The organism is Echinicola salinicaeni (genome assembly GCF_014280965.1).
In the GTDB taxonomy this organism is placed as follows: domain Bacteria; phylum Bacteroidota; class Bacteroidia; order Cytophagales; family Cyclobacteriaceae; genus Echinicola; species Echinicola salinicaeni.
Map to the genome: position 1 here is coordinate 1 of NZ_JACODZ010000006.1, position 22411 is coordinate 22411.

General features: G+C 39.1%; 21 protein-coding genes and 1 tRNA gene. 13 read left to right on the top strand and 9 right to left on the bottom strand.

All coding sequences use genetic code 11. The features are described 5' to 3' along the window. Both H7U17_RS12095 and H7U17_RS12100 read right to left on the bottom strand, forming a co-directional pair. A partial coding sequence (locus H7U17_RS12095; RefSeq protein WP_186757002.1) for a beta strand repeat-containing protein occupies positions 1-4199 on the bottom strand: 4199 nt, incomplete at its 3' end. Between the two features lie 13 nt (positions 4200-4212). Then, a complete protein-coding gene (locus H7U17_RS12100) occupies positions 4213-4452 on the bottom strand; it encodes a hypothetical protein (RefSeq protein ID WP_186757003.1) in 240 nt (79 codons plus the stop codon). A gap of 303 nt (positions 4453-4755) precedes the next feature. Between H7U17_RS12100 and H7U17_RS12105 the strand changes: the two genes are divergently transcribed. Next, positions 4756-6189: an aldehyde dehydrogenase family protein gene (locus tag H7U17_RS12105; protein ID WP_186757004.1), complete on the top strand. Its 1434-nt coding sequence runs from the start codon at positions 4756-4758 to the stop codon at positions 6187-6189. A gap of 8 nt (positions 6190-6197) precedes the next feature. On the opposite strand, the gene H7U17_RS12110 is transcribed toward H7U17_RS12105, so the two are convergent. After that, a complete protein-coding gene (locus H7U17_RS12110; RefSeq protein ID WP_186757005.1) occupies positions 6198-6689 on the bottom strand; it encodes a DUF6702 family protein in 492 nt (163 codons plus the stop codon). Positions 6690-6864: 175 nt separating this feature from the next. Between H7U17_RS12110 and H7U17_RS12115 the strand changes: the two genes are divergently transcribed. From H7U17_RS12115 to H7U17_RS12125, 3 genes are all read left to right on the top strand, one after another. Next, a complete protein-coding gene (locus H7U17_RS12115; protein WP_186757006.1) occupies positions 6865-7446 on the top strand; it encodes a HupE/UreJ family protein in 582 nt (193 codons plus the stop codon). Positions 7447-7541: 95 nt separating this feature from the next. Then, complete coding sequence (locus H7U17_RS12120) at positions 7542-9872, top strand: M1 family metallopeptidase (RefSeq protein ID WP_186757007.1); 2331 nt, start codon at positions 7542-7544, stop codon at positions 9870-9872. A 162-nt stretch (positions 9873-10034) separates the two neighbouring features. Next, positions 10035-10412 (top strand): VOC family protein, encoded by a 378-nt coding sequence (locus tag H7U17_RS12125; RefSeq protein ID WP_186757008.1) that lies wholly within the window; start codon positions 10035-10037, stop codon positions 10410-10412. A 99-nt stretch (positions 10413-10511) separates the two neighbouring features. On the opposite strand, the gene H7U17_RS12130 is transcribed toward H7U17_RS12125, so the two are convergent. Together H7U17_RS12130 and H7U17_RS12135 are read right to left on the bottom strand one after the other, a co-directional pair. Continuing rightward, positions 10512-10583, bottom strand: a tRNA-Arg gene (locus tag H7U17_RS12130). 7 nt (positions 10584-10590) lie between these two features. After that, positions 10591-10824 carry a GIY-YIG nuclease family protein gene (locus H7U17_RS12135; RefSeq protein ID WP_186757009.1) on the bottom strand — a complete coding sequence of 78 codons (234 nt, stop codon included), beginning with the start codon at positions 10822-10824 and terminating at the stop codon, positions 10591-10593. Between the two features lie 285 nt (positions 10825-11109). Between H7U17_RS12135 and H7U17_RS12140 the strand changes: the two genes are divergently transcribed. The 4 genes from H7U17_RS12140 to rplS all read left to right on the top strand — a co-directional run bounded on the left by H7U17_RS12140 (position 11110) and on the right by rplS (position 13367). Then, on the top strand, positions 11110-11667 hold the full coding sequence (locus H7U17_RS12140; RefSeq protein WP_186757010.1) for a 30S ribosomal protein S16: 558 nt from the start codon (positions 11110-11112) through the stop codon (positions 11665-11667). 14 nt (positions 11668-11681) lie between these two features. Beyond that, positions 11682-12212: a ribosome maturation factor RimM gene (gene rimM / locus H7U17_RS12145; protein ID WP_186757011.1), complete on the top strand. Its 531-nt coding sequence runs from the start codon at positions 11682-11684 to the stop codon at positions 12210-12212. 3 nt (positions 12213-12215) lie between these two features. Beyond that, positions 12216-12905, top strand: coding sequence for a tRNA (guanosine(37)-N1)-methyltransferase TrmD (trmD, locus tag H7U17_RS12150; RefSeq protein WP_186757012.1), 690 nt, complete (start codon positions 12216-12218; stop codon positions 12903-12905). Positions 12906-13001: 96 nt separating this feature from the next. Then, entirely contained in the window at positions 13002-13367 is a 366-nt protein-coding gene (gene rplS, locus H7U17_RS12155) for a 50S ribosomal protein L19 (protein ID WP_186757013.1), read from the top strand. 63 nt (positions 13368-13430) lie between these two features. Here the strand turns inward: rplS and H7U17_RS12160 are convergent, their stop codons facing one another. Beyond that, positions 13431-13997, bottom strand: a complete 567-nt coding sequence (locus H7U17_RS12160) for a 2'-5' RNA ligase family protein (RefSeq protein WP_186757014.1) — start codon at positions 13995-13997, stop codon at positions 13431-13433. Positions 13998-14173: 176 nt separating this feature from the next. Here H7U17_RS12160 and H7U17_RS12165 point away from each other — a divergent pair, with 176 nt between their 5' ends. Further along, the gene (locus tag H7U17_RS12165) at positions 14174-15088 is read left to right on the top strand and encodes a universal stress protein (protein ID WP_186757015.1); all 915 of its coding nucleotides are present in this window, start codon (positions 14174-14176) and stop codon (positions 15086-15088) included. A gap of 84 nt (positions 15089-15172) precedes the next feature. Here the strand turns inward: H7U17_RS12165 and H7U17_RS12170 are convergent, their stop codons facing one another. Further along, positions 15173-16543 carry an exopolysaccharide biosynthesis polyprenyl glycosylphosphotransferase gene (locus H7U17_RS12170; RefSeq protein WP_186757016.1) on the bottom strand — a complete coding sequence of 457 codons (1371 nt, stop codon included), beginning with the start codon at positions 16541-16543 and terminating at the stop codon, positions 15173-15175. Positions 16544-16806: 263 nt separating this feature from the next. Here H7U17_RS12170 and H7U17_RS12175 point away from each other — a divergent pair, with 263 nt between their 5' ends. The 4 genes from H7U17_RS12175 (at position 16807) to H7U17_RS12190 (ending at position 20102) form a co-directional block, all read left to right on the top strand. Continuing rightward, positions 16807-17421, top strand: a complete 615-nt coding sequence (locus tag H7U17_RS12175; protein WP_230981393.1) for a methyltransferase domain-containing protein — start codon at positions 16807-16809, stop codon at positions 17419-17421. Positions 17422-17570: 149 nt separating this feature from the next. After that, a complete protein-coding gene (locus tag H7U17_RS12180; protein ID WP_186757017.1) occupies positions 17571-17798 on the top strand; it encodes a FeoA family protein in 228 nt (75 codons plus the stop codon). Positions 17799-17804: 6 nt separating this feature from the next. After that, positions 17805-19946: a ferrous iron transport protein B gene (feoB, locus tag H7U17_RS12185; protein WP_186757018.1), complete on the top strand. Its 2142-nt coding sequence runs from the start codon at positions 17805-17807 to the stop codon at positions 19944-19946. 15 nt (positions 19947-19961) lie between these two features. Further along, complete coding sequence (locus tag H7U17_RS12190) at positions 19962-20102, top strand: FeoB-associated Cys-rich membrane protein (protein WP_186757019.1); 141 nt, start codon at positions 19962-19964, stop codon at positions 20100-20102. A 13-nt stretch (positions 20103-20115) separates the two neighbouring features. Here H7U17_RS12190 and H7U17_RS12195 read toward each other — a convergent pair whose 3' ends face one another. Together H7U17_RS12195 and H7U17_RS12200 are read right to left on the bottom strand one after the other, a co-directional pair. Continuing rightward, positions 20116-21249 (bottom strand): glycosyltransferase, encoded by a 1134-nt coding sequence (locus H7U17_RS12195; RefSeq protein ID WP_186757020.1) that lies wholly within the window; start codon positions 21247-21249, stop codon positions 20116-20118. Then, the gene (locus tag H7U17_RS12200) at positions 21242-22411 is read right to left on the bottom strand and encodes a glycosyltransferase family 4 protein (protein ID WP_186757021.1); all 1170 of its coding nucleotides are present in this window, start codon (positions 22409-22411) and stop codon (positions 21242-21244) included. Before H7U17_RS12200 ends, H7U17_RS12195 begins: the two co-directional genes overlap by 8 nt.

Consider the following 22411-nt stretch of genomic DNA (forward strand, 5'->3'; position numbering starts at 1 on the left):
GCATCTGCTGTCTCATTACTACTTACTATTGCAGTATTAACTAAGTCTAAACCTGCATCGATATCTTCCTGAGTTGCTGCATAACTTGCGCTGTAAACCCAAGTTTCTGTCAAGTCCAACTCTCCGTCTGTATCTATATCACCACTTTCAAGTGTTGCTCCGCCGGCAAAGGCATCGGCCACACTAACTCCGGTCAAGCTCACATTACCGGTATTCGTTACAGTGATCGTATAGTTCAAGGTCGTCGGTGCACTGATGTCAGATACATCTACTGTTTTTTCTATCGCTATACTAGGTGTCTGAGTAATCGTTGTTACCGCATCATCCTGAGCATCTGCTGTCTCATTACTACTTACTATTGCAGTATTAACTAAGTCTAAACCTGCATCGATATCTTCCTGAGTTGCTGCATAACTTGCGCTGTAAACCCAAGTTTCTGTCAAGTCCAACTCTCCGTCTGTATCTATATCACCACTTTCAAGTGTTGCTCCGCCGGCAAAGGCATCGGCCACACTAACTCCGGTCAAGCTCACATTACCGGTATTCGTTACAGTGATCGTATAGTTCAAGGTCGTCGGTGCACTGATGTCAGTTGCATCTACTGTTTTTTCTATCGCAATGCCTGGTGTCTGAGTAATCGTTGTTACCGCATCATCCTGAGCATCTGCTGTCTCATTACTACTTACTATTGCAGTATTAACTAAGTCTAAACCTGCATCGATATCTTCCTGAGTAGCTGCATAACTTGCGCTGTATACCCAAGTTTCTGTCAAATCCAACTCTCCGTCTGTATCTATATCACCACTTTCAAGTGTTGCTCCGCCGGCAAAGGCATCGGCTACACTAACTCCGGTCAAGCTTACATTACCGGTATTCGTTACAGTGATCGTATAGTTCAAGGTCGTCGGTGCACTGATGTCAGTTGCATCTACTGTTTTTTCTATCGCAATGCCTGGTGTCTGCGTAATCGTTGTTACCGCATCATCCTGTGCATCTGCTGTCTCGTTGCTGCTTACAACCGCTACATTCACCAAGTCAGATCCTAAATCGATATCTTCCTGAGTAGCTGCATAACTTGCGCTGTAAACCCAAGTTTCTGTCAAATCTAACTCTCCGTCTGTATCTATATCACCACTTTCAAGTGTTGCTCCGCCGGCAAAGGCATCGGCTACACTAACTCCGGTCAAGCTAACATTACCGGTATTCGTTACGGTGATCGTATAGTTCAAGGTCGTCGGTGCACTGATGTCAGTTGCATCTACTGTTTTTTCTATCGCAATGCCTGGCGTCTGAGTAATCGTTGTTACCGCATCATCCTGTGCATCTGCTGTCTCGTTGCTGCTTACAACCGCTACATTCACCAAGTCAGATCCTAAATCGATATCTTCCTGAGTAGCTGCATAACTTGCGCTGTAAACCCAAGTTTCTGTCAAGTCCAACTGACCATCATCGTCTGCATCTCCGCTCACTAAGGTAGCTCCACCAGCAAAGGCATCGGCTACACTAACTCCCGTCAAGCTAACATTACCGGTATTCGTTACGGTGATCGTATAGTTCAAGGTCGTCGGTGCACTGATGTCGGTTGCATCTACTGTTTTTTCTATCGCAATGCCTGGTGTCTGCGTAATCGTTGTTACCGCATCATCCTGAGCATCTGCTGTCTCATTACTACTTACTATTGCAGTATTAACTAAGTCTAAACCTGCATCGATATCTTCCTGAGTAGCTGCATAACTTGCGCTGTAAACCCAAGTTTCTGTCAAATCCAACTGACCATCATCGTCTGCATCTCCGCTTACATAAGTTGCACCACTTGCAAAAGCATCAGCTACACTAACACCCGTCAAGCTTACATTACCAGTGTTGGTTACAGTAATGGTGTAGTTCAAAGTAGTAGGTTCGCTAATGCTTGTTTCGTCCACTACCTTAGAGATTGCAATACTTGGGTTTTGATCAATTGTCGTAGTTGCATCATCTTGAACATCTGCTGCTTCAGCACTACTAACAATAGCTGTATTTACCAAATCATCACCAGCATCAATGTCCGCCTGGGTAGCTGAATAATCTGCACTGTAAATCCATTCCTCATCAATATCCAATTCATTATCTGTGTCAGTATCACCGCTTACATAAGTCGCCCCTCCAGCGAAAGCATCTGCTACGCTAATATTGGTAAGGCTTACATTACCGGTATTGGTAACAGTAATAGTATAATTAAGGGTAGTTGGTGTATTGATTTCAGCTACATCCACCACTTTCTCAATGGCAATACTTGGATTTTGATCAATAGTAGTGGTCGCATCGTCCTGAGCATCTGCAGTTTCATTACTGCTTACCACTGCTATATTCACCAAATCATTACCTGCATCAATATCATCTTGAGTAACCTCATAAGTGGCACTGTATTCCCATGATTCAGAAAGATCCAACTGGTTGTCATTATCAGTATCCCCTCCTACAAAGCTTGCACCGCCTGCAAAGGCATCCGCTACACTCACTCCAGTTAAGCTTTGGTTACCAGTGTTGGTTACTGTAATGGTATAAGTCAAAGTACCAGGTGAAGAAATACTTGATAGATCAACAACTTTTTCAATATTAATCGCTGGTGCATAAACCGTTACCACAAAATCATAATTGGCAGTATTTCCGCACTCATCCGTTGCAATCCATGAAACATTGGTATCTCCCAATCCAAAAGCAACACCATCTAAAGAATTCGCTACTACTGGGGTACCACCATTAATGGTATAACTCAGCTCTACTGTACTACAATTATCTGAAGCAACAGCATCAAATTCTCCAGCCGCTGCGACATATTCAGTTCCACCAGCGGCTATAGTTCTTACTTCCGGATCATTTGGCCCAGAACTAAAGATTGGATCAGTAGTATCATTGATATTGATAAGTTGAATTTCTGTGTCAGAAAGACCACAATTATCGGTAACCGTAAAAGTCCTAGTAACAACAATCGGGCAAGTTCCTGAGAAACTGTCCTGATAGGTAATACTTGCAATATTTTCTTCTATAATGCTTCCTCCCTCATCAATAAAGTCCTGAAGAGAAATAAGCACCTCTGTATCGCTATAAGCCAAAGCAGTTTCACCGCTTCCTACTAAATCATTCACCCCACAAGCTTCTAGATCCAACCCAGCAGGAGCAGTCATTACCGGAGCAGTATCGTCTCCAACATTTACCGTTGCATTAAGATCAACTGAACATCCTCTAGAATCGGTGATTGTAACAGTATAACTTCCTGCAGCTAGACCAGAGTAAGTAGATCCATTAAGTGTTCCAGTACTAGGAGATATAGCATACGAATAGTTACCATCTCCCCCAGCCTGGTTCGAAATGGTAATAACCCCATCACTAGCACCAGAACAACTAATATCATCTACAGTAATATCAGCCGTAATTGGATCATATACAGTAATAGTTTCAGTATAGGTACTTTGGGTCCCGTCATTATCAGTAACCATTAATGCCACATTGTAGCTCCCTGCACCTGGAAAAGTATGCAAAGGATTTAATGCGGAAGAATTTGTTCCATCGCCAAAATCCCAGCTAATCGTATACGGCGAAATTCCTCCATTTGCTGTGGAGGTGAATTGTACTGAAAAATCACTTTCGGCTGGCAAACAACTCTGCGAATCAAACTGAACGGCCAAAGGTGCCGCGACTACAATACTAGCAGGCTGCTCACATTGGGATTGTGAATAATCACCACAATCAATTGGTTCATCTGGAGCGTTATTATTAGTCTTCCAAACAATTAATGGCAACTCCAAAGTCAACTCTTCCCCGCATTCCCAACTAATAGGACCATAAATTACTTTATTGGTCACTGTGTTTTTACTAGAGGGCATAGTCCCAAGGGGAACGTCCAAGTAAATGGAAGAGCCACCTATATTCAAATCCGCATACAACCTACCAAAATAGTTACTGGTATTTTGGTTGGATAGAATACCAATGGAAACATATACATCGTTTATGGGCTGCCCTGCTGTACACGTTTTGTTAGCGTCAGTAATTGGAACACCGTTGGCATCACTTAAAAATACACCCGCAATGGTGTAATTGTTTGACGTACATCCATAGTTGCAATCCCTAAGATCTGCATTTTGGGCTTGTACGTTGGTAATGCTGAGTAAACCAATTAGACAGAAAAAGCTAAATAAGAAATACTTAGTGAATGATTTCATGACTGTCTCTCTATTAAAGCGAAGCAAAAGCTCCCCTTGTTAAATTGATATATTGAAAATTTAAACCAGTGTTCTGGATATAAACCGGGAAGCGCAGGAAAGCCTTAGCTCCCTGATTACCAGTACCTAAATTCCTGCCTTTAGAAAAACTATCTATCGCTAGACGGATAAGCAGGATGAATTTTTCTCTTCTTGTTTTTACTAACTCAAAAAACTTCTTGCGCGTAATTTCCATGTAAAAGTTTTTGTTCATAAGCCTACTGTTTATTCGTACTAAATGCAGCTAAAACAATCTTTATCAACACTTATAGACTATTTTACGCCGTTCAAATACACTATTTTGCTATAAAAGTACATCAATTGTCTTTTTCTACAAAGTAAAATGTATTTTATTTTTAAAATAAAAGTCATTTTTTATAAACTAAATTGCGTTTTTATGTGTATGAAACGTGGCTAATTTTACTAGAACAAGCCTTATATAACCGCTTGAAGATGAGTCCCATTAAGCACACAGGATATTTTTCCTATCTTGTAGTAAACCAGAAAATTGATAGAAATGACGGCTCCAATTACCCTTCAAGAATTATCAAATACCTTCTCCATTCAAAAAATAAAAGCTTACAACAAAAGGTATAGCACAGCTGAGGAGAGGATTGCAACGCTCAAAAAACTAAGGGAATGGATAAAGAAAAATCAACAAGAAATTTCCAAAGCTATCTATGCGGATTTCAAAAAGCCTGCTACAGAAGTGGCCATTACAGAAACAGCCTATGTATTGATGGAAATTAACCATGCCATCAAAAATCTAGCAAGCTGGATGAAGCCCAAAAAAGTGACTACCCCTTTATACTTTCTGGGAAGTAAATCCTACACGATCATTGAGCCAAAGGGACAGGCTTTAATTATAGCCCCTTGGAATTTCCCATTTAACTTAAGCATTGGTCCGCTCGTTTCTGCCCTTGCTGCCGGATGTACTGTTTGCCTTAAACCATCAGAGCTTACGCCGCACACTTCCGCATTGGTAAGAAGGTTGTGTATGGAAAATTTTGAAAAGGACGAAGTAGCCATATTTGAAGGAGATGCTGAGATGGCTAAACAATTATTAGCCCTCCCCTTTGATCATATATTTTTTACAGGCAGTCCGGGAATTGGAAAAATGGTGATGAATGCCGCTGCCCAACACCTATCAAGTGTAACATTAGAATTAGGAGGCAAATCTCCTGTAGTAATTGACAAGAACTATGACTTAAACGATGCCGTACCAAAAATTGCCACAGGGAAATGGATCAATTGCGGTCAAACCTGTATTGCACCTGATTTCCTCTTTGTGCATGAATCCCAGAAGGAACGCCTATTAGATGACCTGAGTCATCAAATTCAAAAAATGTACCCTACAAAAAAGGCGGATAAATCATCCAATAAAGATTATGGAAGAATCATTAGCAGGAAACACCTGAACAGATTGCAGCACCTGCTCACTGATGCACAAACAAAAGGAGCAACAATCCGCCATGGTGGTGAAATAAAAGCAGAGGAAAATTTTATGGAGCCTACCATTGTCACTGGCATGACAGAAGAAATGTTATTAATGAAGGAAGAAATTTTTGGTCCTATTTTACCAATTATAACCTATAGTAAAACAGAAGACATACTTAATTATATGTCCCACAAAGCAAAACCACTGGCCTTTTATTTATTTTCAGAAGACAAAAGTACCATTGAAATGATGCAGAAATCGATCAGTGCAGGAACCATGGCGATCAATGTTTGTGGCATTCAATATTTACAAAACTCCTTGCCTTTTGGAGGAACAAAGGAAAGCGGAATGGGCAAAGCACATGGATACGCTGGTTTTTTGACATTTAGCAATGAAAAAGCCGTTTTGAAACAGCGCAAAGGAAAAACTCCCCTGAATATGTTTTATCCGCCCTACGATCTCAAAACCAATAAAATCATTGCTGCATTCCTTAATATCCTAGCTAAAAACTAAATTGCAAACTATTCAAAAGACAAGGTATCCTCTTCCTTCCCTTTATATAAAATCAAGGTCTTCGGCTCATCATTGAAGTAAAAATTGATCATATTTTGCTGATCCTGAAAATCACTGATGAGCACCTTATTGGTTATTTTAACTTTCTGTGGTACGGGCACATTTTTGGCCTCCAAATAAAACCAAGCAGCATCTTCTTCTATTTCAAATCCGAGGTACTCAAGCTTGACCAAGTTACCATTGATTTCATAGATATTATTATCCATCAAATACGCTTTGACAAAACCATTCAGTCTTTCGGGATCCTGGGGATGTAAAAAATCAAGATCTTCATCATACTTTTTACTAAGCGCCTGCTCCAAATCATCCCAGAAAATTTTTTGGGCAATTTCCAAACTTTGGGCCTCAGTATTATAGTTAACATCCGTCACACTAATATAGAAAGGATGAAGATTCACCATCCATCCAAGCATCCATATGACTATATAATTATATAACATTTAGTTATTGATTTTTACTTTTTGTCCAAATTAAACATTAATATTACACCGCTGTTTTTCTTACCCAAATAAAACTAAGCCAAGTCCTCATTGAGAAGTTTGATCAGCTTGTGTTTTACAAAAATACAAGCTTCTATCCGAATCTTTTCAATCAGATGGAAAAACGAAAAATTAAATGAATCAGTTTCAAGCTTATTTTAAGTTAGGCATGGATCATATCCTTGACCTAAAAGGTTTTGACCACATCTTGTTTATTGTTGCTCTTTGCGCCATTTACCTGCTGAGAGATTGGAAGAAAATTTTGATCTTGGTAACCGCATTTACCATAGGTCATTCTATTACCCTTGCGCTAGCTACTTTAAAGATCTTTACGGTCAAAGGAAGCCTAATCGAATTCCTTATCCCTGTAACCATAGCGGTCACTGCCTTTTTCAATATACTCAGGCCAAGACCTTCAAGTGGCTCCGGGATTCAGGCAAACTACTTCTTTGCCCTATTTTTCGGTCTGATACACGGCCTTGGATTCTCCAACTACCTAAAATCATTATTAGGAAGGGAAAGCTCCATTTGGGAACCCCTGCTGGCCTTCAACTTGGGCCTGGAAGTCGGACAGCTGATCATAGTAGGCATCTTCATTTTAATATCATCTATCGCCATTGGCATATTAAGTGCCAACAGAAAAGAATGGGCCTTGGTCATTTCTTCTGTGGTATTCGGAATGGCCATAATGATGATATTGGACGCAATATATTGGTAATTAACACAACCCAAATACAACCTATTATAAGAGTTCACTGATTTAATCAGTAAGAATAGTCATGTTACTTATTCATAAAAACTCAATAGAGAGATATGAAAAATTTAATTTATTCCATCGCATTTAGCTTACTATGCATAGGCACTGCAAATGCCCAGCACAGCGAGCAAAACCATGCGGAGCGTTTTGAGCAATTGGGCCCAATGCTTCGCTCTCCAAACGTTTACCGTACTGCCTCTGGTGCTCCTGGGCATATGTACTGGCAGCAGCAGGCCAATTATGATATTAAGGTAGTCCTTGATGATGAAAACCAAAGCATTAAAGGGACTGAAACGGTAACTTATATTAATAATTCACCTGACCAGTTGAGTTATCTCTGGATACAGCTGGACCAAAACCAAAGAGCAAAGGATGCTGAAAGCCAAAAGGCAAAGACGAGCAGTATTCATGAAAGGATGTCCTTGCGCCAGCTGGAATCCATCCTGTGGCATGACCTTGATCTTGGCTACAAAATCCACAGCGTAAAAGACGCTCAAGGAAATGACATCCCAGTTGCGATCAATGAAACCATGATGAGAGTAGATCTACCAGAGCCACTTAAGGCTGGTGATCAGGTGGAGTTTACAGTAGACTGGAGTTTCAATATCCATGACAGAACCAGTTTTATTGGAGGAAGACCTGGCTATGAATACTTTGAAGAAGATGGTAACTACCTTTATACCATGGCCGAATGGTTCCCTAGAATGGCAGTTTATTCAGATTTTGAAGGCTGGCAAAACAAACAGTTCTACGGTCGTGGAGAATTTGCTTTGACCTTTGGTGATTATAAGGTAAGTATCACCGTTCCTGCAGACCATATGGTCGGTGCCACTGGAGTGCTACAAAACCCCGAAGAGGTCTTGAGTGAAACTGAAATGGACAGATGGAACAAGGCCAAAGCAACCTATGACAACCCTGTAATCATCCGTACCCAAAAAGAAGCTGAAAAACTTGAAAAAGCAAAGGCCTCTGATACTAAAACCTGGGTCTTCGAAGCAGAAAACGTAAGAGATTTTGCCTGGACCTCTTCCAGAAAGTTCATTTGGGATGCCATGGCCGTAAACGTGGGCAATAAAGATGTTATGGCCATGTCTTACTATGCCAAGGAAGCCAACCCACTTTGGGAGCAATATTCGACCAGAGTAGTCGCCCATACCTTAAAATCCTATTCAGCAAAAACCTTTGATTATCCCTACCCAACTGCCATTTCTGTAGAAGCTTCCAATGGAATGGAATATCCCATGATCTGCTTTAACTATGGTAGACCGGATAAAGACGGAACCTATTCTGAAGCCATTAAAAACGGTATGATCTCCGTGATCATCCACGAAGTGGGGCACAATTTCTTTCCGATGATTGTCAATTCCGACGAACGTCAATGGACTTGGATGGACGAAGGCTTGAACACCTTTATGCAGTTTATGGCAGAACAAGAATGGGACAGAAACTACCCATCCAGAAGAGGTCCTGCTCACAAGATTGTGGACTATATGAAAGGCGAAAAACAATATTTGGAGCCAATCATGACCAATTCTGAAAACATTATCCAGTTTGGAGCCAATGCCTACGCTAAGCCGGCTACTGCCTTGAACATCCTTAGGGAAACTGTCATGGGCAGGGAACTATTTGACTTTGCTTTCAAAGAATATGCACAAAGATGGAAATTCAAGCACCCCACCCCTGATGATTTCTTCAGGACCATGGAAGACGCCTCAGCCGTGGATCTAGACTGGTTCTGGAGAGGTTGGTTCTTTGGCACTGAGCCAGTAGACATCGCCATTGAAAATGTTCAATGGTACCAGCTCGACAATAGAACTCCTGCTGAGAAGAAAAAAGCAGCAGCCGCAGACCATGAAAAATATGAATCCTATATTTCAAGAACGGCCAATGAAAAGGATATTCAAGAGACTGTATTGGAAAGGGACCCTAAAACAAGGGACTTTTATACTACCTATGATAGATTTACGGTAACTCCTAGTGATGAAAAAGCACACAAGAAATTTGTAGAAAGCCTTAATGAAAAGGAAAGGAAGCTGTACAACAGTGGACTTAATTATTATGAAATCACCTTCAAAAATGTAGGTGGATTGGTAATGCCTTTAATCGTTCAGTTTAACTATGCAGATGGCAGTTCGGAAATTGAACGGATTCCTGCAAATATCTGGAGACATAATGAATCAGAAGTAAAGAAAGTATTCCCTAAAGATAAAGAAGTGGAAACCATTGTATTGGACCCCTACAGGGAAACAGCTGATATTGATGAGTCAAATAATTACTTCCCTAAACGGAATATACCTTCTCGGTTTGAGTTGTACAAAAGAGAAAGCGCACCAAGAGGAGCAGCATCTGGCAGCAATCCAATGAAGGAAGCCAAGAAAAAGAAATAGTCTCAAGGAATATCACTCATTTATTTTAGAAAAGGGATGGCAAGAACAAGCCATCCCTTTTTCATTTATGGTCCAAAAAAAACATTATCAACCCTAATACGAATTATAATGACCTGCTTTTGCGATTATAATTTGGTAAATTGACAAAAAGCGCTTTCAGCCATGATGATATCCAGCCAAGCATTTAGCAGTTTCGCAGTAGACGATTTGGAAAAGGCCCGATGGTTTTATGGAGAAATATTGGGATTGAAAGTAACTGACCACCCTATGGGAATTTTGGAAATTCACACCAAGGGCAACAATCCCATTATCATCTATCCAAAGGATGATTTCAAAGCAGCAAACTTCACGGTTTTGAATTTCCCTGTGCCTGATATAGAAGCGGCCGTAGAAGCATTGATGGTCAAAGGAATTAAATTTGAACAATACTCAGGCAATATCCATACAGACGAAAAGGGCATTTCAAGAAGTAAAAACGGCCCGTCCATCGCCTGGTTCAAAGATCCTGCTGGGAATATTTTGTCGGTGATAGAAAGTTAAATCAATAAAATAACTAAATGTACAATCATTATCTTATGATTGTACATTTAGTAGAAAAACAAAAAAAGCTTTCTCCTTATTTTAAGTAGAAAGCTTTAGTAGCCTCGCTAGGAATCGAACCTAGATCTAAAGTTTAGGAAACTTCTATTCTATCCATTGAACTACGAGGCCATATATTTTATAAGGTTTTTAATTTTTCTTTACCAATTCCAGACTTCCAGTATTTCTCTCTTTCTCTTGCAATCAGTCTGGTTTCTACTTCTTCTTTATAAATTAATTTCCAGGGCATATAGCCTTTTGTTGATTTCGTTTTACCTCCATTATGCTCCTTCAATCTTCTTATAAGATCGCTTGTCAAGCCAACATAAATCCTTCCGTCATCCAAACTTTTAATTGCATAAACTGTATACATGTTAACACAATGTTAAGAAACTTCCCTGCCTGCCGGCAGGCAGGTATTCTATCCATTGAACTACGAGGCCATATAAATATCATTAGGTTATTTGAATCGAAATTCTGCCCATCACCTATTGATTTGGAAAATCACCCTAGCAATTCGAGCCGCAATTTAAAACATATTTTTTCTATTCCACAAATATTCCTAGCCTAACTTGTTCTTTTCAAGATAAATCCGCTATCTTTGCATTCCAAATTTACGATGGACGGGATCCATCAATTAACTAAATATCAATATACTATGGCAGTAAAAATCAGATTAGCACGTAGAGGTAGAAAAAGAATGGCCATCTACGATGTAGTTGTAGCTGATGCAAGAGCTCCACGTGATGGACGCTTTATCGAGAAAATCGGATCTTATAACCCGAACACTGACCCTGCTTCTATCAACATCAACAATGAGCGTGCTCTACAATGGTTGTTGAATGGTGCACAACCTACAGACACTGTAAAAGCTATGCTTTCTTACAGAGGTGTATTATTGAAAAAACACCTTCAAATCGGTGTTTTGAAAGGTGCTATTTCCCAAGAAGAAGCTGATAAGAAATTTGACGCGTGGAAAGAGCAAAAAGAATCAGCTATCACTGGCAAAATGGACCAATTGGCTAAAGCAAAAGCTGATGCTCGTCAAAAAGCCCTTGATGCTGAAACAGCTAAAAACACAGCTCGTCTAGAGGCGATCAAGAAAAGAGAAGAAGAAGCTAAAGCAGCTGCTGCAGCGGAAGAAGCTGAAGCTTCTGAAGAGGCTCCTGCTGAAGGAGATGCTTCTGAATCTAGCGAAGAAGAAACTCAAGGTTAATTAGGCATTTCTCCATGAACAAAGAAAACTGTTTCCAAATAGGTTACATTGCTAAAGTTCATGGGCTCCAAGGAGAAGTAACTGCTGTCCTAGATGTAGATTATCCTCAAGATTACGAAGACATCGAACATGTCTTTTTGGATAAAAACAACAGATTGGCACCTTACTTCTTAGAGCATTTTGTCTCTCAGCCAAACGGCAGAGTCTTAGCTAAATTTGAAGGCTACGACGACAAAAATGCTGCAGAAACCCTTGTGGGATCTGTACTCTATCTCCCGCTTAAAGACCTGCCCAAACTTGATGATGATCAATATTATTATCACGAACTGGTAGACTTTGAAGTAGAGGATGAGACCCGAGGAGTAATCGGAAGTGTGCAAGTTATATATGACCTTCAAACCCAGTATTTGATCGGGTTAGACTACCAAGGGAAAGAAATATTGATTCCCATCCAGGATGATGTCATTCTCAAGGTAGACAAGGCAGCAAAAAAAGTTTTCTGCCGTTTGCCGGAAGGCTTACTTGAAATTTATTTGGAGGATTAGTCCATGCAGATCGATATTATCACAGTGGTTCCTGGACTCTTAGAAGGTCCTTTTTCCCATTCTATCTTAAAAAGAGCAGAAGAAAAAGGTCTGGCAAAAGTCAATGTCCACAACTTAAGGGATTATGCCATTGGAAAACATAAGCAAGTTGATGATTATGCTTTTGGTGGTGGTGCTGGTATGGTGATGATGGTAGAACCTGTGGCTAGGTGCATAGAAGCACTTAAAAGCCAAAGAGACTACGATGAAATCATCTATATGACCCCTGACGGTGAAACCCTTGATCAGCAAATGGCCAACTCCCTGTCCTTGAAAGGAAATCTAATGATCCTTTGCGGTCATTATAAAGGAGTGGATGAAAGGATCAGACAAAAATACATTACTAAAGAAATTAGTATTGGAGATTTTGTCCTATCTGGAGGAGAGCTAGCGGCTGCTATTGTAGCAGATGCAGTTATCCGATTGATTCCTGGAGTGCTCAACGATGAGACTTCTGCCCTTTCGGATTCATTTCAGGACGGATTGCTTGCTCCACCTATCTATACCAGACCAGCAGAATATGAGGGTATGAAAGTGCCTGAAATCTTACTCTCTGGACATAATGAAAAGATCGCTAACTGGAGGTTTGAAGAATCGGTTCGCCGTACTAAAGAAAGAAGGCCCGACCTATTGGAAGGGACAGATTTTGAATAAGGCGATAAACGTAAATAATTGATAATTAATTGAATAAAATAGATAATTGCATACCTTTGCAATTCGAATTTGCGATAAGCACATAAATATAAAGATATGAGCGAACTACTTAAAATTGTAGAAGAGGAATACAAAGACGTAAGAGCTAAGTTCCCTTCTTTCAAGGCAGGAGATACGATCAACGTTCACGTTAGAATTAAAGAGGGTAACAAAGAGCGTATCCAGCAGTTCCAAGGTACCGTAATTCAGAGAAAGAATGTAAACTCCAACGGTGAAACTTTCACTGTAAGAAAAATCTCTAGCGGTATCGGTGTTGAAAGAATCTTCCCTATCCTAGGTCCAAGCATCGAAAAAATCGAACTATTGAGATCTGGTAAAGTAAGAAGAGCTAGACTTTACTACCTAAGAGGTCGTCAAGGAAAGGCTGCGAGAGTAAAAGAAAAAATCCACGTGAAGAAGTAATTCCTCACATGATGCATACAAAAAAGGAATCCTATAGGATTCCTTTTTTGTTATTAATAAACACTATTTGCCTTCAACCTTACAGCCTAATTCAAACTCTTTTAATACTGTCCAACGATAATCCTTCTTTTTCAACAAAGCCACTTTTACGACTTCCATTTCTCCATAAAAGCCCTTCTCTTTTATCCATCCCCAACACTCATCAAAAAACCTATTCTTCAGATCACTATACACCAAAGTCATATGTGGCGTAAAAGCCCGGTCACTTAACTCCTCATTCAACTTCAATTCCCGCTTACAAAACAACTTCAATTCTTCTTGGAAAACAGGCAGCTCCGGGCCATGACTTACGCGGGCATACATGATTCGTCTACCAAAACGACCTATTCCCTTAAAAGTAATAAGAAAGGGCTCATAACGCTCAAAAAAGCTTGATAGAAGAGTGTCTAATTTTTCTTCCTTCCGCTCGTTCCAAACAAAAGGCATCTTCAACGTTACATGCGGCGGGGATTTTAACGCATGCTTCGCATTGTACATTTCCTTGACCTTTTCTTTGATGAGTATGGCGTCTTCCTGAATACCAGCATCTGGAACTATGGCAAGGAAATATTTTTGCATTGATTTAGCCATTACAAAAGAGGTTTATTCATAATCAAATCCGGATTTCTACGGTAATTCATGATTAAAATCATGCTTCAAATTTAACATTTAATACGCTCATAACTTAAATCCATACAATTATCCATAATTACTTTCTTAGCTGAGCTCTATCTATTAAATTGTTACAAATCCATTAATCTTTACTCATGGAAAAACGAAATACCGCTTTAATAGGCTTGGATCTGAGCCAGATGGACCAAGTTATTCTGGAAAACACCTACAAAGTCATTCAACTTTTAAATCTGGAAAAAATCTATTTTATGCATATTGCGGAAGACTTGGTCCTTCCCGAAGATATCGCGAGCACTTACCCCAATCTATTGGCCCCAATTGATGAAAGTATAGAAAAAGAAATCCTCAATAAGGTCACCTCCTTAAACCTTCCTGAAGATGTGGAAATAGAAGTGACAGTAGAGGAAGGCCATGCGATGGAAAAGCTGCTGAGATGGTCCAAAATCAAAAATATTGATTATATCATCATGGGACGAAAAAAGGAACTCAAGGGAAGTGGGGCCTTACCAAAAAGAATTGCTCAAAAAGCCCCCAATTCTGTTCTGTTCCTTACAGAAGACATGAAAGATATTGAATTCAAAAAATTCATTGTACCCATCGATTTTTCTAAGCATACTGAAGTAGTCCTTGAAAAAGTGGAGAACTTTATTAAATCAAATAACAATGCAGCAATTCAGTACCTGCACGTTTACGAAGTACCAATTGGCTACCATAAGACAGGAAAATCCTATGAGGAATTTGCTGAGATAATGCTAAAAAATGCCCAGAAGGAATTCAATGCAATGGTCGACAAACATAAAATAGAAAAACATCCTTGCGATTTTATTTTGAAGGGAAACCAATCTAGTGCAAATCATATTCTGGAAGCAGCTGAAAGACATGATGCAGACATGGTTGTCATCGGTAGTAGAGGAAGAAGTGATTCTGCGGCCATATTATTGGGTAGCGTAACCGAAAAGCTCGTTCATATCAACTACAAAATCCCGATGCTGGTTATCAAGAAAAAAGGTGAAAACATGAGCTTTATAGAGGCCCTACTAAATATTTAAGCCTTAACAAAATAAAAACAAGCCTGATCTCCTTGTCCCTCTTGATTTAACTGGGGGGACATTTTTTTAATTGGATCAGCCATACTAGTAAACGTTATCCCTATTTAATCCAAGCTCTCTAACGGTTTTAAAAACAATTTCCAAATCCATCCAAAGCGTCCAATTCTGGATATAGAAATAATCCAACCTAACCCTTGACCTGATTTGATATGGACGTATAATCTCACCCCTGTACCCTTTTACCTGAGCAAGTCCGGTAATTCCTGGTTTTATCTTATGGCGGGCATTATATTTTTCGATCTGAGTACGGAATGTTTCATTCATAGGAACCGTATGAGGTCTTGGCCCTACAATAGACATATCTCCTATAAGTACATTTAAAAACTGCGGCATTTCATCCAGTGATGAACTCCTTAAAAAAGTCCCTATACGTGTTATTCTAGGATCATTTTTGACCGCCTGATGGGTATCCGCATAATCATTGGGAGTCATCGAACGGAACTTCAGGCATTTAAAAACCCTATTATTCTCTCCATTTCGTTTTTGTATAAAAAAGATAGGTCCTCTTGACTCCAACTTGATAAGCAAACCTACCAAAGGAATCATCCAACTCAGTATAAACAATGTTACGAATAAGGAAAATAGGATATCAAAAGCCCTTTTACTTATTCTATTCAAGACATTGTCCAAGGGAATGGCATTGACATTGATAACAAAAAAATCACCATACTTGGAAAAAGAAAGCTTTTTCTCCAATTGGAGATTACCTCCCGGTATCACCTTGACTTTTATATAATGTTCATCAGCGTAGTTGATGATCTTTTTCATGGTGGACAAGTCAAGCCTTTCATTAATATAAATCAGGTCCAAATCCATCTCCTTGACTTCCTTGAAAAAGTCAGCCAGATTACCCCTAGTCTCAACACATGAACTTGCATCATCATAATAGCCCATAAAATTGATGCCAAAATCCTTTCTACGCTGAAACACCTTGGCCAATTTATAACTTGTTCCTCCCTTTCCTATTATAACCGCATTCCTGTAATTCCCCCCTCTAGAACGATATTGTTTGAGGACTATATGAACAGAAACCCTGTAAACACTCAAAAGTGCCAACATAGCTCCCGCATTTACTAACAAAAACAGCCTACTTAAGTGATAAGCCTGAAAGGCTATCCATAAGACAGAAATTACTGAAAAGAACCATAATATAGACCCGAATAATTTCTGGAGCGTAAAAATATAATCTGTAGTCCGTCCTACTTTATAGTCCTTTCTATATATGATCAGCAATAGCCAGATCAAGATATAGACGCCATAAAGCACAGGATTCATATTATCTACGGAAACATAATTTGATACAATCAAATGCGTTAGAATCAATGATAATACGATCACTAATCCATCGCCCAAAACAAATAACCAAGGGAAATATTTGTAAAACCTTCTTGCCATAAAAATTTTTCCTACTTATGAATTCCGCAAGGCTTAAGCAATTTAAATACCATTTCTTCTCGTTGTAAAAAATTGCCTGTGCTCTATATTGATTAAATAGTCTTATTTTTCATTAAAGTCTTGTAAAATTATAAAAAAATATTCTCTATTCAGCATTAAATATCTGTTAAAATAATTTTACATTGCCCGCTTAACATCCCACAAACATGATTACTAAAATAAAATCCTTACTTTCATCCTCAAATCACCCTGAATCGTTAGGAATGAAATTTCGTAAAGCAAGGTTTGAATTATTTAACCAACTTTTTTGGGATACTTTTAAGAATTACGAGAAAATAAAAATATTGGATGTGGGCGGTACAGAAAGCTTTTGGAAAGACCAAAAAATCCTCCAATCGGGAAATGTTGATGTAATTATCCTCAATTTGTCCAAGGAACCCGTTTCAACTCCCCATATTTCCAGTATGGCGGGTGATGCTACCAATTTGTCTGAATTTGAAGATAATTCAATCGATTTGGTCTTTTCTAACTCCGTAATAGAACATCTTTATACTTGGGATAACCAAGTTTTAATGGCAAAAGAAATAAGACGCGTTGGAAAGAAACATTTTGTGCAAACACCCAATAAGTATTTCTTTTTGGAACCACATTATGCCCTTCCTTATTTTCAATTCTACCCAAAATCCTTGGGCTATACCATTCTCACCAAAACCAAATTAAGCCGCTTTCAAAAGTGGGACCCCAAACAAGCACAGCAATATATGGATGAAATCAGACTAATTTCTGAAAATGAGATGAGACAATTGTTCCCTACAAGTACTATTCATCACGAAAAGTTCATTGGACTAAATAAATCCTTTTACGCCCATAATTTATAATTCCCTCATCAGCTAAAGTCCTATTAATCTGAATTCTTTTTAACTAACCGCTCAACAAAAAAGGCTTAAGTTTTCAGTAAAATAAGAACGAAATCTGATCTTTTTCCGTTAATTTTGCAACAATTTAGATTTAATCTAATTTCACAAGCATGAGTACAGCGGATAAAATTGAACAAGGAAAAATGGCAGTGATTGAAAGTATCACACCAAGTGAACTATCCTTACACTTGATGGAAATGGGCTTCTTACCTGGAAAACGTATTTCTCTTTTGCAGAGGGCCCCTCTAAAGGATCCTTTAGCATTTAAACTGGAAAACACGGTCATTGCCCTAAGAAAATCCGAGGCTAACCTTATCAATGTGAAATTAGAAAATTAATCTTTTATGCCTGAAGTACTTACTCCTGAGACTCCTACCCAGCAATCTACTTTTACTGTTGCCTTAATAGGAAACCCTAATGTGGGTAAAACGACTATTTTCAACAGTCTTACCGGTTTGCGTCAAAAAGTGGGCAATTACCCTGGCGTAACGGTGGACAAACGGTTTGCCAATATCAAATTAGGAAAACAAGAGGCTACTATCTTAGATCTACCTGGAACCTATAGTATTTACCCCAATTCAGAAGATGAAGTCATTGTTCACCGTGTATTGAACGGTCTAGACAAGGAAAATAAACCTGACTTTGTCTTGGCAGTAGTGGACATGTCAAGCATGGAAAGAGGCCTGTTTTTGGTAACTCAAATAATGGACCTTGGTCTTCCAATGGCAATTGTGCTAAATATGGAAGATTCTGCAGAGGAACAAGGTATCAAAGTAAAAACCCATGCCCTGTATAAATCTCTAGGAGTTCCTATCATTCAATCAAACGCCAGAAGCAATAAAGGCATCAATGGCATTTCTGAACTGATAGAAAAAAAGATGTTTGAAAAACCTCAACCTTTTTTAAACATCCAAGAATTATTACCTGAATCGCTATCGATTGCCATTCAGGAAAAATTCCACTTGAAGAATACTTACCAAGCTTACCAACTTATCCGGTTCCATGAAAATGAACCACTTTTGGATGAGGGCCAAAGGGAATGGTTAGAAAATCAGATGGATTCATCAGGTTTTAATATCAAACAAATCCAATTAGATGAAACCCAGCACAGGTATGAAGGGATTCAGACTGTTTTGGACAAAGCGGTGGAGAAAACTGATCTGGGAAGAAAAAGATTAACTGACAAACTTGACAGTATATTCCTCCATAAAATTGGTGGATATGCCATTTTCTTAGGAATTCTACTAGTTATTTTCCAATCGGTATTTGCCTGGTCAGCAGTCCCTATGGATTTGATAGATGGTTTTTTTGCTTCTCTAAGTTCATCCATAGCCAAACTATTGCCAGCAGGAGTACTCACCAATCTCATTACTGAAGGGATCATTCCAGGCATTGGTGGAGTGGTCATATTTATACCGCAAATCGCATTGCTATTTGCCTTCTTGGGCATTTTAGAAGACACCGGATATATGTCCAGGGTAGTTTTTCTGATGGACAGGATCATGCGCCCTTTTGGTCTGAACGGAAAAAGTGTTGTTCCTCTTATATCAGGTATTGCCTGTGCAATCCCTGGAATTATGGCCACAAGAAATATTGGTAACTGGAAAGACCGGCTCATCACCATCATGGTAACCCCTTTAATGAGTTGTTCTGCAAGGCTACCTGTTTACGTTATTCTAATCGGAATAGCTGTACCTGAATCCTATATAGGCCCATTTAATCTACAAGCCATTGCGTTGCTTGGTATGTATCTATTGGGAATCGTTGCGGTACTTTTTACCTCATGGATCCTAAAACTGATTCTGAATTTTAAGGAAAAAAGCTATTTGATGGTAGAGATGCCATTATACAGATTACCAAGATGGAAAGACGTTTTGATTACTATGTATTCCAAATCCAAAACCTTTGTCTTTGCTGCAGGAAAGGTTATTTTGACCATATCAGTCATACTTTGGGTACTTGCTTCCTATGGCCCCTCTAGTGCACGGGAAGAAGCTATCGCCAATATTGAAGTGCCTTCAAACGATGCTCCTCAAGAAGTTCAAGATGATTACCAAAGCCAATTGGCATCAGCAGAATTGGAATCCTCGTATATAGGAATAATGGGCAAGTTCATAGAACCTGCCATCAAACCACTGGGTTATGATTGGAAAATTGGAATAGCCCTTATTACTTCATTTGCAGCAAGGGAAGTGTTTGTCTCTACTATTGCAACTCTATATAGCGTTGGAACTGATGTTGAAGATGAATTGACCATACAGCAGAAACTGGAGTCTGAGATTAAGCCTGAAACTGGAGAAAAAGTATTTAACTTGGCCACTGCCTTTTCCCTCATTGTATTCTACGCCTTTGCCATGCAATGCATGAGTACCTTGGCTGTGGTTTATAGGGAAACTAAAGGCTGGAAATGGCCAATTATTCAGACAGTATATATGACTGCTTTGGCCTATGTATCAGCATGGGTAGTTTACCAAATATTGTCTTAAAAAAACAAGAAGATTATGTGGCAAGAAATTATCGTATTTGCATTATTTGTTGGCATCATTGGCTGGAAAATTTACCAATATGCCAAACCAAAAAAATCTAATGCCTTGGACTGTGGCTGTGGGAAATGTGATGCTGTAAAATCTTCAAAAAATTAATATTCATAGTATTTCAGGACTTCTTGGCCAAGTCCTGAAATACTTCAATATATTGATCCGTAACATGGTCCCAATTGTACTTCTTGGTCAATCCTTGTTGGGAATTCTCCCTTAATTTTTTCATCATTTCAGGATTAGCCTCTGCGCTTTCCACAATCTTTCCTACATCGCTTTTATCCTTCTCGAAATACCAGCCAAACTTTCCATTTTGGAGCATTTCTTGATTAAACCTTGTGTTCAATGCCAAAATAGCACAACCATAACCAAGTGCCTTTAACATGGCAGGATTGGTACCTCCGTACTCATGCCCGTGAAAATAAGCATAACAGTTTTGGTATAGGGCTGCCAACTCATGTGGATCTTTCACATAACCTGTAAAAAGCAATCGTTCATCCGGAATATCTTTTAGCCTTTCCGCGTAGGTATCCTGATAAGGAACATCTCCCACAACAACTAATCTCCTTTTAGTGTTAGATCGGATAAACCCTTCAATAATCAAATCTGCATTATTATCAGGCACTAATCTACCTACAATAAGATAGTAATCCTCTTTCTCCAAATTCCACTTGTTGATTAATTTTGGATCTGCTTTTAAGCCTGGATTGGAACCATAGGCGATTACCTTAGAGGAAGTCTGAAAAAGCTCCTCATAGACCTTTTGCATTTCATCAGAATCATTGATGATCTGATCATAGAATTTGGTAGCCATTTTTGAAGCCCAGTAAAAATACTTGGCTCCTAAACCCTTCCATTTGGGACGAAGCCACTCAAGACCATCTACATTGATAGCGGTAGGTTTTCTGAATAGTTTTGAGATCAAGCCAAATGGCCCGTTTCCACTATTGACCACAAAAATGACATCTGCACTGGAAAAGCAGGCGTGGATCATTGAAAAAAAGGAATGAGTCAATTGGGTAAAAGACTTTGACTCAATAGCTGGCATATATACCAAATCGATTCCATTGACTTGTTTGGGACGATCTTTGAATAACGCTCGGTGACAGTAAACAGTTACTTTTACGCCCTTTTGCACCAAACGCTCACCCAATTCCTTGACCATGGTATCATATCCACCATAAACATAGGGATAGCCCTTTGCGCCAAAAATAGCCACCCTTAATGGTTTATTCTTACTCTCCTTATGCATTTACTTTAGTTATTGGAGATATCCCCTGAAATATCTCACCCATATTTTTTATATAAGCTTCAATAGAAAAATTTTTGATCACTCTTTGCTGCCCAGCATTTCCAAATGTGATTCTTAAGTTTTCATCTTCGATTAATTGCTCAAAGGCTGATGCTGCTTTAGAAGCATTGTCCCAAGGCACCAAATAACCTGTTTCCCTCTCCAATACCATTTCCTTTGCCCCACCATGATTAGTGGCAACAACTGGCTTTCCGGCTGCCATCGCCTCCAAAACGGTAGTAGGTAATGGATCCGGAAGTATGGAAGGAAGCATAAAGATATCCAGGCCACTCATAATTTGAGGAATATCAGTACGATAGCCCAAATCCGTCACCTTTCCTTCAAGCCCATTTTCCTTGATTTTAGATTTTATTTCATCATAGAGGTATTCATATCCCGCAAAGGCATCCCCAACCATCACAAAATGAATATTTTCATATTTACGGGCTAATTCCTTTGCTACATCTAAAAAGTAGGTTTGCCCTTTCCAAAAATGTACCCTGGCAATCATGCCAATAAGTACAGTGCTTTGATCAATCCCTAATTCAGACTTTAGATCATAATCTGCCTCCTTAAATGGTTTATAATCTATGCCATTATGGAGCAGTTGCAATTTTTCTTCGGGAATATTTTGCTTTAAGTTGTCAATTACCGCATTAGATACACATATGATTTTGTCACCTGTCTTTTTAACATACCATTCAACAAAGTTCTTAAACCATTTTGGGTTTAAAATAATCTCATGGATATGCCATACGTGTTTAATCTGCATCCTTTTAGCTACCCAAGCACCTATCCAAACACCTGCAGTATTTGAGTATATAATTTCCACGCCGTAGTGATCAATTAACTTAGATAGAGCTTTTGAAGCTTCTCTTAAATATTTCAGTCTATTTAAGAGCCCTGAAGGATTCATATATTTTCTACGCATTATGCCCAATCGAATGATATGCACATAAAACCCCTCTTTTCTCAATTCATCTACCAAAGGGCCATCATCAGACAATACGATAACTGGATTAAATCCTGCACTTTTAATGGCCACTGCAGATCTGATAACGCACCTACTGGCTCCATAAAGGTCGGAAGAGCTGTGTAAAATTAAAACGGTATTATTGGACAT